This window comes from Pseudomonas sp. LBUM1663 (genome assembly GCF_059695905.1).
In genome coordinates this window covers 3,299,551-3,312,196 of record NZ_CP166792.1, presented here as the reverse complement: position 1 = coordinate 3,312,196, position 12,646 = coordinate 3,299,551, and the positions used below count along the sequence as shown (strand labels likewise).

13 protein-coding genes and 1 pseudogene are annotated in these 12,646 nt (G+C 60.4%); 5 read left to right on the top strand and 9 right to left on the bottom strand.

Going from position 1 to position 12,646, the window contains the following annotated elements; genetic code table 11:
- Positions 1-31: 31 nt before the first annotated feature.
- The 3 genes from ACA075_RS15130 to ACA075_RS15120 all read right to left on the bottom strand — a co-directional run bounded on the left by ACA075_RS15130 (position 32) and on the right by ACA075_RS15120 (position 1,878).
- Positions 32-799, bottom strand: coding sequence for an anti-sigma factor family protein (locus ACA075_RS15130; RefSeq protein ID WP_497299172.1), 768 nt, complete (start codon positions 797-799; stop codon positions 32-34).
- Entirely contained in the window at positions 796-1,281 is a 486-nt protein-coding gene (locus ACA075_RS15125) for an RNA polymerase sigma factor (RefSeq protein ID WP_255141626.1), read from the bottom strand. The genes ACA075_RS15130 and ACA075_RS15125 overlap by 4 nt, the downstream gene beginning before the upstream one ends.
- 66 nt (positions 1,282-1,347) lie before the next feature.
- Complete coding sequence (locus tag ACA075_RS15120; RefSeq protein ID WP_497299171.1) at positions 1,348-1,878, bottom strand: tetratricopeptide repeat protein; 531 nt, start codon at positions 1,876-1,878, stop codon at positions 1,348-1,350.
- A 221-nt stretch (positions 1,879-2,099) separates the two neighbouring features.
- Between ACA075_RS15120 and ACA075_RS15115 the strand changes: the two are divergent.
- From ACA075_RS15115 to nudC, 3 genes and pseudogenes are all read left to right on the top strand, one after another.
- A pseudogene (locus tag ACA075_RS15115) lies at positions 2,100-2,219 on the top strand (class I SAM-dependent methyltransferase); the annotation flags it as partial.
- A gap of 207 nt (positions 2,220-2,426) precedes the next feature.
- Entirely contained in the window at positions 2,427-3,239 is an 813-nt protein-coding gene (locus tag ACA075_RS15110) for a crotonase/enoyl-CoA hydratase family protein (RefSeq protein WP_438662008.1), read from the top strand.
- 6 nt (positions 3,240-3,245) lie between these two features.
- On the top strand, positions 3,246-4,076 hold the full coding sequence (gene nudC, locus ACA075_RS15105) for an NAD(+) diphosphatase (RefSeq protein WP_497299170.1): 831 nt from the start codon (positions 3,246-3,248) through the stop codon (positions 4,074-4,076).
- Here the strand turns inward: nudC and ACA075_RS15100 are convergent.
- Both ACA075_RS15100 and ACA075_RS15095 read right to left on the bottom strand, forming a co-directional pair.
- Positions 4,044-4,823, bottom strand: coding sequence for a TSUP family transporter (locus tag ACA075_RS15100; RefSeq protein WP_497299169.1), 780 nt, complete (start codon positions 4,821-4,823; stop codon positions 4,044-4,046). The genes nudC and ACA075_RS15100 overlap by 33 nt on opposite strands.
- A gap of 182 nt (positions 4,824-5,005) precedes the next feature.
- Positions 5,006-6,244 carry an acyl-CoA dehydrogenase family protein gene (locus ACA075_RS15095; protein ID WP_497299168.1) on the bottom strand — a complete coding sequence of 413 codons (1,239 nt, stop codon included), beginning with the start codon at positions 6,242-6,244 and terminating at the stop codon, positions 5,006-5,008.
- A 329-nt stretch (positions 6,245-6,573) separates the two neighbouring features.
- On the opposite strand from ACA075_RS15095, the gene sfnG reads away from it, so the two are divergent.
- Positions 6,574-7,668 (top strand): dimethylsulfone monooxygenase SfnG, encoded by a 1,095-nt coding sequence (gene sfnG, locus ACA075_RS15090; protein ID WP_497299167.1) that lies wholly within the window; start codon positions 6,574-6,576, stop codon positions 7,666-7,668.
- A 117-nt stretch (positions 7,669-7,785) separates the two neighbouring features.
- Here sfnG and ACA075_RS15085 read toward each other — a convergent pair whose 3' ends face one another.
- Both ACA075_RS15085 and ACA075_RS15080 read right to left on the bottom strand, forming a co-directional pair.
- Positions 7,786-8,262, bottom strand: a complete 477-nt coding sequence (locus ACA075_RS15085; RefSeq protein ID WP_076031053.1) for a nuclear transport factor 2 family protein — start codon at positions 8,260-8,262, stop codon at positions 7,786-7,788.
- Between the two features lie 56 nt (positions 8,263-8,318).
- Positions 8,319-8,882 (bottom strand): TetR/AcrR family transcriptional regulator, encoded by a 564-nt coding sequence (locus ACA075_RS15080; protein WP_497299166.1) that lies wholly within the window; start codon positions 8,880-8,882, stop codon positions 8,319-8,321.
- A 215-nt stretch (positions 8,883-9,097) separates the two neighbouring features.
- On the opposite strand from ACA075_RS15080, the gene pssA reads away from it, so the two are divergent.
- Positions 9,098-10,441 (top strand): CDP-diacylglycerol--serine O-phosphatidyltransferase, encoded by a 1,344-nt coding sequence (gene pssA / locus ACA075_RS15075; protein WP_497299165.1) that lies wholly within the window; start codon positions 9,098-9,100, stop codon positions 10,439-10,441.
- 3 nt (positions 10,442-10,444) lie between these two features.
- On the opposite strand, the gene ACA075_RS15070 is transcribed toward pssA, so the two are convergent.
- Together ACA075_RS15070 and efeO are read right to left on the bottom strand one after the other, a co-directional pair.
- A complete protein-coding gene (locus ACA075_RS15070; protein WP_497299164.1) occupies positions 10,445-11,614 on the bottom strand; it encodes an MFS transporter in 1,170 nt (389 codons plus the stop codon).
- A gap of 192 nt (positions 11,615-11,806) precedes the next feature.
- Positions 11,807-12,631, bottom strand: coding sequence for an iron uptake system protein EfeO (gene efeO, locus ACA075_RS15065; RefSeq protein WP_497299163.1), 825 nt, complete (start codon positions 12,629-12,631; stop codon positions 11,807-11,809).
- Between the last annotated feature and the right edge of the window lie 15 nt (positions 12,632-12,646).

Sequence of the window (12,646 nt, the reverse complement as noted above, 5' to 3'; positions counted from 1 at the left end):
AAAACAGACGCCAAGCATAGGACAACTTCGCTCACACGCTAAGTCGACTTCGCAACAACTTCGCCATGCCTTCCAGTTCCGCCGCCGGGTTATGCCCGATCAGCATCCACGCATGTTCCATGTCTGCCCAATACACCACATTCATCCTGTGTCGAATTTCATGGGCGAAATGCCGGCTGCCACTGTTGGAGCGCTTGGCGCACAAGGCAATCGGACCATGCGCCGGGTCAAGATAGGTAATCTGCGCGATCGGCATGCCGTCGTACTCGAGAATTTGCGCGCGCTTCAATTCGGACCGTGGCAGGGCCAGTTGCGCAGGCGTCAGGCTCAGGCCCAGGCGTGCGTCGAGGGTCCGCAGTTGCGCCCGCTGTGAAGCTTCATCGACGGGCAAGTGTTCCAGGGTTTGCGGCACGTACAGCGACATATAGTCGGCGACCAGGCCCCGCCAGTTGCTCTTTTCCTGGCTCAATTGCCAGACAAGGAACAATCGATCCGCCACCACGCCGCTCACCACCAGGCTCGCCGCAGCGGCGAGGAACCAGCGTCGATTCATGGCCGGGCCTTCAGGCGAAGGCAAGGTGTCGAGCATCGATTGCAAGCGGTCGACGGGCGCGTGTTGAGCCAGTTCGCCGTAGGCTTCCTTGAACGGCAGGCTGCTGCGGGCCAGCCATTGCAGGCGCAAGTTGAGTGTCGAGTCTTCGGCGACGGCTGCGTCGATGCGGGTGCGCTGGTCGGCATCGAGCTGATCGTCGAGGTACGCCACCAGTTGCTCGTCCGAAGGTGTCGCGCGCTCGTTCATCGACGTTCTCCCGTGAAAGGGTTCGGCACTGTGTGCAGTGGCGGATATTCGGCCAGTTTCACCCGTGCGGCGGCGAGGCGGCTCATGACGGTGCCGATGGGCACTTGCAGCACCTCGGCGACTTCGCGATACGACAGGCCTTCAACGTAAGCCAGGTACACCGTTTCACGCTGGGCCTCGGGCAGTGCGTCGACGCGGCGGATGACCTGGGCGGCGAGCACATGAGTCTGCGCCACGGATTCTCCGTCAAACGACAACTGGCTATCGGCATCGACCAGGCCCTGACCCTGGCGCACCCGTCGGGAGCGCACTTCGTTGAGCCAGATCGAATGCAGGATGCTCAGCAGCCAGCGGTCCATGCGAGTGCCAGGGACAAACTGTCCGGCACGCTCAAGTGCCCGAACGCAGGTGGCTTGCACCAGGTCTTCGGCCACATGCCGTTGCCGGGACAGCAGCAGGCCGTAACGCCATAAACGCGCCAAATGCTGGCCCAGTTCTGCCCGTATTGCCTGATCGCTGGCGATGGCGACCTCCGTCTGTTCGGGGTGTCAGGTTTTCGATGAATCGTTGATGGCTTCGGCCAGGTCCTGATATTCCTCACACGTGCTGCCACAGATCGATTTGATCTGCTGCAATTGCTCTTGCGCCAGGTCCAGCCGACCTTTGATCACGTAAGCCTCGCCGAGGTATTCACGGACTTGCGCATACCGCGGGTCGAGTTTGACCGATTGCAGGTAATAACCGATGCCTTCGTCGGTACGACCCAGTTTACGCGTGGCATAGCCGCGGTAGTTCAGGGCCTTGGCCGTGTTCGGATTCTTGAGCGTGTCGAGCAGCGCCAAGGCTTCTTCGTAACGACCGTCCTTGGCCAGGCGGTAGGCGTAATCGGTGCGGTCAGCGTCCGGGACCAGGCTGCTGGTTTGCATGACGCACTTCTGCGACTTGGTGTCGAAAACCTGGCCTTTGGGGCAGTTGGGTTTGGCCGGGGCGTCATCTTCGCCATTGGCCAGGGCCAGTGAACCGGATAACGCAACGGCGAGCAGCAGCGGGGCGGTGAAAGCAGCAAGACTGATGTTCATGAGCAATGCTCCGCAAGTAGATTCGATTCAGTGTAAACCACGCCCCGGCAGCATGCGGCGGCCAATCACCAGCAGGGCGGTCAGCCAGTGCAGGCTCATGGTGAGGCGGTCGTAACATGGCGGTGAATTCGGGTTCAGGCTGTTCACGGGCAATTCTCATGGGGCGTTGATTGGAGAACACCGCAGGGTGAACAATTATTCATTTCTTTGGCGGAGAAAGCCGGCAAAAGTTCGATGAACAGATGCGGGCGTTGATTGCCGGGGAGCCTGATCTGCGTGGCAAGGATGTGGTGACCGTGCCTTATGAAACCGTGGCGTTTGTGGCGGTGAAGGGCAGTTAGATTGGCGGTGCGGCCTTCGCGGGCAAGCCTCGCTCCTACAAAGGCACCGTTTCCCCGTAGGAGCGAGGCTTGCCTGCGAAGAGGCCAGATCAGACACTACAGAACCCGAGGCAGTCCCGCTTTTGGCCGAACCACTGCCTTACTCCCCCAGGCAATGCCTTGTTATAGTCCGGTCCTCATTTTTGCCCCGGTAAAAGGATCACTGCCATGTCTCAGTACACCGCGTTCACCGTCGAACTGGCCGATAAAATCGCCCATGTGCAGATCAACCGCCCGGAAAAGATCAATTCGATGAACGCCGCGTTCTGGAGCGAGATCATCGAGATTTTCCAGTGGATCGACGACACCGATGAAGCCCGGGTTGTTGTACTCAGTGGCGCCGGCAAGCATTTTTCCTCCGGCATCGACCTGATGATGCTGGCCGGTGTGGCCAATGAACTGGGCAAGGACGTCGGCCGCAATGCGCGCCTGCTGCGCCGCAAGATCCTCGCCCTGCAAGCGTCGTTCAACGCCGTCGATAACTGCCGCAAGCCGGTGCTGGCGGCGATTCAGGGCTATTGCCTGGGCGGCGCCATCGACCTGATTGCCGCGTGCGACATGCGTTATGCCGCCGAAGACGCACAATTCTCGATCAAGGAAATCGACATCGGCATGGCCGCCGACGTTGGCACTTTGCAACGCTTGCCGCGGATCATCGGTGACGGCATGCTGCGTGAACTGGCTTACACTGGTCGCACCTTCGGCGCCGAGGAAGCGCGCAACATCGGCCTGGTCAATCGCGTTTACAGCGACAATGCCAGCCTGTTGGACGGAGTGATGGGCATTGCCCGGGAAATCGCCAGCAAGTCGCCGATTGCGGTCACCGGCACCAAAGAGATGATCAGCTACATGCGCGACCACCGCATCGACGACGGCCTCGAATACGTCGCCACCTGGAACGCCGCCATGCTGCAATCCACCGATTTGCGCGTGGCCATGGCTGCCCACATGAGCAAACAGAAACCCGAATTTCTGGACTGATTAAAAATGACTTCACGCTGGACCACCGCTGTACTGGACACCGATCAACCCGGCGGCTGGGCCGTGGCTCGCAGCCCCGAAGGCTTCCTGTTCGATGACAATGGCGCGCTGTTCCCTCGCGAATGGCTCAAGCGCCAGGACCTTTCGATCCTGGCCGAACATGGCATCGGTCACCTGGATGGCGAACCGGTCTACCTGCTGGAATTGCGCAGTCACAGCGAAGTACCGGGCTGCAACTGGAAAGGCTTGCGGGCGTTCATGCTCGACGGCGATCACACGGTGTACAAGGTGCTCGGTTATGCCGCGCAGATCGGCACCTGGTACCGCGAGCATCGCTTTTGTGGCAATTGCGGTCAGGCGGCGACGCAAGTTCCCCGTGAGCGTGCGATGTACTGCGAACCGTGTGATTTGCGTTATTACCCGCGCATCTCGCCGAGCATGATTGTGCTGGTGACCCGGGGCGATGAGGTGCTGTTGGCCCGTTCGCCACGCTTCGTGACCGGGGTCTACAGTACGTTGGCGGGGTTTGCCGAGCCGGGCGAGTCAGCAGAGGACTGCCTGATTCGCGAGGTGCGCGAGGAGGTGCAGATCGAGGTCAAGAACATCCAGTACCTGGGCAGCCAGTGCTGGCCGTTCCCGCATTCGATGATGCTCGGTTTTCACGCCGAGTACGCCGGTGGCGAGATTGTCTGCCAGGAAGACGAAATCGAAGACGCCCAGTGGTTCAACGTTCATGCGTTGCCGCCCTTGCCGGCGTCGCGCTCGATTGCCCGTTACCTCATCGACGTTTACGTGGCGCGGCGCTTAGGCCACGCTGAACCAGTGCTGCCAGGCTAACCGCACGGTCAAGCCCAGCACCACGGTGATGAACACCGGGCGAATGAACTTCGCGCCGCCGCTGATGGCGGTGCGAGCCCCGAAGAACGCGCCAACCATCACCGACAGACCCATGCTCAGGCCGATGATCCAGTCCACCTGCCCGGAAAACACGAACACCGACAGCGCCGCAATGTTGCTGACGAAGTTCATGCTGCGCGCCACGCCGCTGGCCTTCACCAGGTCGATGGGGTACAGCAGCAGGCTGCTGACAGTCCAAAACGCGCCGGTGCCCGGACCGGCCACGCCGTCGTAGAAACCGAGGCTGAAGCCTTGGGTCGATTGCCACTTCTTCTTGATCGGCGCATCGCTGTCCAGCGGCGCTTTCGGCGTACCGCCGAACAACAAATACAGGCCACAGGCGAACACGATCACCGGGAGCATTTTGTTCAGCCATTCGGCGGGCAGGTAATGCGCGACCACGGCACCGGTCAGCGCGCCAACCAGCGTACCGACGATGGCGTGAACCCACTGCCTTGGATGGAACAGCTTGCGCCGGTAGAAGGTAAAACTGGCGGTGGCGGAGCCGAAGGTCGAACTCAACTTGTTGGTGCCCAACACCAGGTGCGGCGGCAGGCCGGCAGTCAACAGCGCCGGAGTGGTCAGCAGACCACCACCGCCTGCAATGGCGTCGATGAAACCGGCAATGAAAGCGACGAAGGCCAGAATGGCCAGGGTGGTGAGGTCAACGCTGAGTTCGAAAGGCATGGAAATCGGCTTATTCGGCGGGGTGCAGCAAGAGGCTGCGGGGAAGGGCCGATATCTTACCTAGATCCAAACATTGCGGCGAGCCGTCTGACCTCATCGCGAGCAGGCTCGCTCCCACAGTTGAAATGCATTCCCCCTGTGGGAGCGAGCCTGCTCGCGATGGCGTCAGCCCAAACGACACATCACTTTGTCTGCGGCCCATTCCCGATCTGCCACACAAACGGCGGTTCAGTCCCGTTGATCGTCCAGTCCCCGACAATCCGCGCCTTGTAGATCAGCGGATTATGCGACGACACCGTCCGCGCATTGCGCCAATGCCGGTCCAGCGATTTGCCTTCGCGAACATCCGAAGCGCCCAGCGCATTGAACAACTGCGTGGTCGCCCGCAGGATCAATTCAGAAACCACCCCTTGTGCCTTGGCCGACTCGATTTCCGCGGCGACATTCGCCGCCCGCTCCAGCACTTCATCCCCCGAGAACCGCGCCAGGTAAGCCTGTTGCGCCGGTTGCGCCGCCTTCAAGGTACTCGCTTCGGCGGCGTACACCCACGCGGCGATGTCACCGACCACTTGCTGAACCTGCGCATCCTGACTGACGTGCTGAGCATTGCCGTGGCTGTAAATGCGTTTGCGTTCGCGGACCTGCTGCGCCACGTCCCGCAATGCCGCCCGACCGATCCCTGCAAGAGTTGCCAGCAAAACCAACTGATAGAACGCGGTCTGGTATTTGAAACGGGTGGCGAAGTCGATGATGTTCTCGGCGTCCACGTCGGCATCGATAAACCGCGAGGTGCCACTGCCGGTGGTGCGCTGGCCGAACCCGTCCCAGTCATCACTCTGCACGATCCCCGGCTGGCGGGTACGGACCGCGGCAATCACATCGCCGCCGGTGTCGCTGCGCTGGGCGTACACGTCGATCCAGTCGGAAAACAGGCTGCCGGTGCTGTAGAACTTCTCGCCATTAAGCCGCCACTGGTCGCCATGGGGCGAAACTTTGGTGATGACATCGCCGATCGTCACGCTGCCGATTTCAGTCCAGGCATTGCCGACGAGGTCACCGTCGACAAAGCGTTTTAACCACAGATCCCGGCCCGGCCCCGGCGGTGAGTTCAAGCGGTCTTCGACAAAGGCAAAATGCCCGCGCAGGGCCTGCGGCACGTTGGAGTCGGCTTCGGCCAACTCGATCAGCAACTCGAACAATTGCGGCAGGGACACGCCGCCACCGCCATATTCCACCGGCACCCGCACAGCGCCGAAACCGGCGTCCTTGAGCCATTGAATCGGCTCGAAGGGCAGGCTGCGGGACTGCTCGCGTTCTACGGCGCCGGCGGCGATGCGCTGGAAAATCGGCCGGAATCTTGAGGCGAGCGACTCATAGTCGGTGCCAATGGACAGAGGGTTGATTACTTGGTGTTCGGTCATGGGACGGCTCCTTGGACAGTGAATGCCAAGGAGGGATTGCACGGACCATGCCTGGCGCTTCAGGACAGTGTTTGCGCGACATGGTCGATTTTCAGATGTACCCAACTGTTGCCCAGCCAACAGCGCATCCGCAAATTGCCCCAGACCCACTGGCATCTGTGGCGAGGGAGCTTGCTCCCGCTGGGCTGCGCAGCGGCCCCAGAATTTTTGTGAGCGCTGCGCACTCAAGCGGGAGCAAGCTCCCTCGCCACGGTTCTCTCTCGAGTAACCAGCACTGGCACGGTTGCTGCTCTGACCCAAGGACTTCCCAACGTCCTGAGGACATGCCAATGAGTCAGCAAGCCGTCAAATTTGCCTACTGGGTGCCGAACGTCAGCGGCGGGCTGGTGGTCAGCAAGATCGAGCAACGCACCCACTGGGGCATCGACTACAACCGCAAGCTGGCGCAACTGGCTGAAGAGGCCGGGTTCGAATACGCCCTGACCCAGATTCGTTTCACCGCCGGTTACGGTGCCGAGTTCCAGCACGAATCGGTCGCCTTCAGCCATGCGTTGCTGGCCGCAACCACCAAACTGAAAGTGATCGCGGCGATCCTGCCGGGGCCTTGGCAACCGGCCTTGGCAGCCAAGCAACTGGCGACCATCGATCAACTGACTAACGGCCGGGTGGCGGTGAACATCGTCAGCGGCTGGTTCAAGGGTGAATTTCAGGCGATTGGCGAACACTGGCTGGAACACGACGAGCGTTATCGCCGATCCGAGGAATTCATCCGCTCGCTCAAAGGCATCTGGAGCCAGGACAACTTCACTTTCCGTGGTGACTTCTACCGCTTCGATAACTACAGCCTCAAGCCCAAGCCGCTGGGCCAGCCGGAAATCTTCCAGGGCGGCAGTTCCCGCGCAGCCCGGGACATGGCGGCACGGGTGTCGGACTGGTACTTCACCAATGGCAATACGCCTGAAGGCATCAAGGCCCAGGTCGACGACATTCGCGTCAAGGCCGCGGCCAACCATCATTCGGTGAAAGTCGGAGTGAACGCGTTTGTCATCGCTCGCGACACGGAAGAAGAGGCCCGGGCGGTGCTGGCGCAAATCATCGATCAAGCCGACCCGGAAGCGGTGAATGCCTTCGGTGATGCGGCGAAACAGGCCGGCAGGGCGTCGCCAGAGGGCGAGGGCAACTGGGCGAAGTCGACGTTTGAGGATCTGGTGCAGTACAACGATGGCTTCAAGACCAACCTGATCGGCACGCCGCAACAAATTGCCGAGCGGATTGTGGCGCTGAAAGCGCTGGGCGTGGACCTGGTGTTGGCGGGGTTCCTGCACTTCCAGGAAGAAGTGGAGTACTTCGGCAAGCGGGTGTTGCCGTTGGTGCGGGAGCTTGAAGCAAAAGCGCAGGTGAAACCACAAACCGCAGTCGCCTGAACACCACAAAACCCCTGTAGGAGCCGGCTTGCTGGCGAAGCGGTTTGTCAGTAAACGATGATGTCGACTGGATGACCGCTATCGCCAGCAAGCCGGCTCCTACAGTGGGATATGTGTTTACAGACCGAGATCGGACAGGCTTGGGTGATCATCAGGCCGACGACCCAGCGGCCAATGAAACTTGCGGTCGCTTTCCTTGATCGGCATGTCGTTGATGCAGGCAAACCGGTTGGCCATCAAACCGTTTTCATCGAACTCCCAGTTTTCGTTGCCGTAGGAACGGAACCAGTTGCCCGAGTCGTCGTGCCATTCATAGGCATAACGCACGGCGATGCGGTTACCGGTGAAGGCCCAGAGTTCCTTGATCAGGCGATAATCCAGTTCCTTGGCCCATTTGCGGGTCAGGAAACCTTTGGCTTCTTCGCGGTTGTAGGCGAACTCGGCGCGGTTACGCCACTGGGTGTCAAGGGTGTAGGCCAGCGACACGCGTTCTGGGTCGCGAGAGTTCCAGCCGTCTTCGGCCAGGCGAACTTTTTCGATGGCTGATTCACGGGTAAACGGTGGCAATGGCGGACGAACTTCGGCGTTAGACATTTATAGTCTCCCTTTCTAGTTAAAGTTCCAGCAAGTTGTCGGGCTTGGTTCAAGTGTTACAGGTCCAATAACTTTCGCGCCATGCATTGCGCATTATCGGCGGCACTGTGATCACCCATCACCAGCGCTACGGTAATGGCGCCGTCGATCAGGATCAGCAGCTGTTTGGCCAGCATCTGCGGGTCGGTAGCGCCATGTTCGGTGCAGAGCTCGCGCACGTAGTCGAGCAGCTTCTGTTTGTGGTCTTTGGCGACCAGGCGTACCGGGTCTTGCGGGTCGCCGGTTTCACCACTGGTATTGATGAATGCACAGCCACGGAAGCCTTCAGAGGCGAACCAGGCCTTGAGCACGGTAAACAGATTGAGCAGGCGGTCGGCCGGGGTTTCAGCCTGGTCGACTTCACTTCGGTACCACTTCATCCAGCGCACGTCGCGGCGTTGCAGGGCGGCGACGGTCAGCTCCTCCTTGTTGGCGAAGTAGCGGTAGATACTTTTTCTGGAGACGCCGGCGGTTTTCACCAGAAGATCCATTCCGGTGGCGGCGATGCCACTTTTGTAGATCAACTTTTCGGTGACATCCAGAATGATGTCGCGTGTGTCGTTGCTGGTAAGTTCGTTCATGTGGCGAACAGTAGAATGATCGTTCTCCATGGTCAAGTGGATATTTTATTGTTGATTGGGAAGCCATCGCTAGCAGGCTAGCTCCCACATTTGAAATGCTTTCCCCTGTGGGAGCTAGCCTGCTAGCGATGAGGGCACTACAGACGCCAGCAAGACCCAAGCCCCTCCATGGTGTAAGCTCTCGGGCTATTCGGAATTGACCCATTGCGAGCCCTATGCCGTCGCTTTTCAAACGCTCTCTGCTGCCTAAACTGCGCAGTTTTCCGCTGACCGCCGATGCCGTCACTATTCTTTCCGGCGCTGCCGAGTTCCGTCGTTGCCTGCTGGAAAAAATCGCCAGTGCCACCCAACGCATCTATATCGTTGCGTTGTACTTGCAACAGGACGAGGCCGGTCAGGAAATCCTTGATGCCTTGCACGCCGCCAAACTGGCGCGTCCGGAACTGGACGTGGTCGTGGTGGTGGACTGGCTGCGCGCCCAGCGCGGCTTGATCGGTGCCGGCAAACAGCCGGGCAACTCGGCCTGGTACCAGGAAGCGACGCGTACCCACGAAAGTGTTGTGCCGGTGTACGGCGTGCCGGTGCAGACTCGCGAATTGTTCGGCGTGCTGCATTTGAAAGGCTTTGTGATCGACGACTGCGTGATCTACAGCGGCGCGAGCCTGAATAACGTTTACCTGCACAAATTCGACAAGTACCGCTACGACCGTTATCACCTGCTGCAGAACTCCGCGCTGGCCGATTCCATGCAGCACTTGATCCAGCACGGTCTGGTCGCCTCCAAAGCGGTGCATCGCCTCGACCTGCCGAACCTGCCCACCACCCGCAGCCTGCGCAACGACATCGGCGATTTGCGCAGCCGCCTCAAGCACGCGGCGTACGACACCACCGCCGGCAGCACGGCGAAGGGCGGTTTGTCAGTCAGTCCGTTGCTCGGTGTGGGCAAGAACAACCCGTTGAGCCGGGTGATCTGTGAATTGATCGCCAGCGCCCAGCATCAGCTGACCATCTGTACGCCGTACTTCAACCTGCCACTGGCGGTGACCCGGGAAATCAACCGGGCCCTGGGGCGCGGCGTGAAAATCGACATCGTGGTAGGCGACAAGACCGCGAACGACTTCTTCATCCCGCCGAGCGAGCCGTTCAAGGTGATCGCCGCGCTGCCGTACCTTTACGAGATCAGCCTGCGGCGCTTTGCCAAACGCCATCAACACAGCATCGACAGTGGCAAGCTGAACCTGCATTTGTGGAAGGACGGCGACAACACCTATCACCTCAAAGGCATGTGGATCGACAAGCGCTATACCTTGCTGACTGGCAATAACCTCAACCCACGGGCGTTCCGCCTCGATCTTGAGAACGCGCTGCTGATCGACGACCCGAAGGGCGAGTTGCTGGAGCCGCGCAGTAAAGAACTGGGCGAGATTTTCCAGAACACCACGCGCATCCAGCGTTATCAGGATCTGGAAACGCTGCTGGAATACCCGGCAGCGGTGGCCAAGTTCCTCAAGCGTGTCAGTCGGGTGCGGATCGAGCGGTTGCTCTATCGTATTTTGTAAGGCTCAGTGCTGCCGAGGCTGTGGCCACAATGCCACCAGCAGCAACAGCGCAGCGGCAACCAGGTAGGGCAGGCGCCGTTCGATGTCGTAGATCAGCGTCGCCGCCAGCGGTCCGATGACCACGCCAAAGCCCTGCGCGGCACCAATCGAACCGGCGGTGGCGCCTTGTTCCGAGGCGTCGACCGCGTTGGCCGCCAATGCGGCGAACGACGGAAAGATCAGCCCCATCCCGCCCGCCGAGACGAAAAAGCACAGCCATAAACCCCACGCGGCATCCGCCAGGATGCTGCCGGCAAAGCCCACGGCCGCCACCAGTGCGCCCGCGCGAATCAGCCGTAGCGGCGGCCATTCGAGCCGCCGCACCACCAGTTGCGAACAGATCAGCGCGAAACCGACCATGGTCAGGGCGATGCCAGCGGTTTGCGCGGCATCGGCCGGGTTCATGCCGAGTCGGTCGAGGGCGAAGAAGCCGACGGTGATCTGCGCAATCGACACACAGAGCATCGCCACAAACGCGACGGCCATTGGGCGACGCAGTCGTGGATCGTTCAGATGAACCTTGCGCGGCGCTTGCCGCAGGTGCAGTTCCTGACCCTTGAGCTTGTAGTGCAGCACCACAAACGCCAGCAACGGCAGGATCGCCATGGCATAGAACGGCAAGCTCAGGCTGAAGCGCGACAACAAGGCCGCAATCGCCGGGCCGATCACCAGGCCGAAGGCGTTGGCCGCGCCCAGGGCCGCCATGGCTTTGGCGCGGTGTTGCGGCTCGATGTTGTCGGCGATCAGCGCGTTGCCGCCCACCGGAATCGCGGCATAGAACACGCCGATCAGGCCGCGTCCGATCATCAACCCGATAAACCCCAACAGCGCGGACGGCAGAAAACGCAACGAGGCATCGATGAACAGGCACAAGGCCCAGTAGGCGAGGGTGAAGCCGGCCGTGGCGATCAACAGAATCCGTCGCCGGCCATAGCGATCACTGGCCTGACCCCAGGGGCGGGCGAGCAACATCCAGATCACCCCGGACACCGTGACCGCCGCGCCGGCCTGCCAGGTGGCCAGGCCTAACACCCGGGCGATCGGCCCGATCAGGGAGACGAACGCCATCATCGACATGGAACAGGCCATGTTGGCGACCATGAGCGGGCGCAGGTCGAAGGCAGGGGTGGTCATGGTGAGTCTTCCGTGAGCTTTTGTTATTGGCGGGGGATGTTAGCGCGGGTTATGTGCTTGGCAGGAGGAATATTGGTGAGCGTGATAATGCCATCGCGGGCAAGCCCGCTCCCAAACGGATTTTGTAATCACACGAATCCCTGTGGGAGCGGGCTTGCCCGCGATCGGGACAGCCCAGACACTAGAAAAGCCTCAGTTCAAACCCAGTTTTCCACGCAATGTCGACAAATCCTCCGCCAACGTATTCACCGGCCCAACCAACGCCTTGCGGTCGTTCTCTTTCACCTTGTCATACGTCTCGAAGCCACCATCCCTGGTTTTGTACTTCGCCAGAATCTTGTTCACGCTGGCGAAGTTTTTGTCGACCTTGGCGATAAACGCCGCGTCCTGCTTTTCGATCTGCGGACGGAACAGGTCGACGATTTTCTTCGCGCCGTCGATGTTGCCCTGGAAGTCATACAGGTCGGTGTGGCTGTAGCGATCTTCTTCACCGGAGATCTTGGTCGCCGCCACTTCTTCAAGCAAGGCAGCGGCACCGCCCACCACTTTCTCAGGCGGGAAGGTCAGGCCGGCGACGCGGGTTTGCAGGTCTTTGACGTCTTTGTTCAAGCCATCGGCCAGTTCATCGAGACCCTGGGTGCTGTTTTCCGAGAACAGCGAATACTCGATGCGGTGGAAGCCGGTGAAGTCTTCGGCTTTCACGCCTTTTTCGTGGTCGTCGACGCGCGAGTCGATGGAGGCGTCGAGGTCGCTGAACAGCTCGGCAATCGGCTCGATCGACTCGTAGTAAACCCGGGTCGGTGCGTAGAGTTTCTTGGCGGTGGCCAGGTCACCTTTTTTCACCGCATCGGTGAACTGCTGGGTGTGGCTCGCCAGCTCATCCAGTTGCTCGGTGACGTAGATTTTGTAATCCGAAATCGGCTGCACCAGCTCCAGCGGCGCCGTCGCCGCGAAAGCCGACAGCGGGGTATTGAGCAAGCCAAGGGTCAGCAATAACGCGAGGGGCGACTTTTTCATGGGACGGTTCCGTGT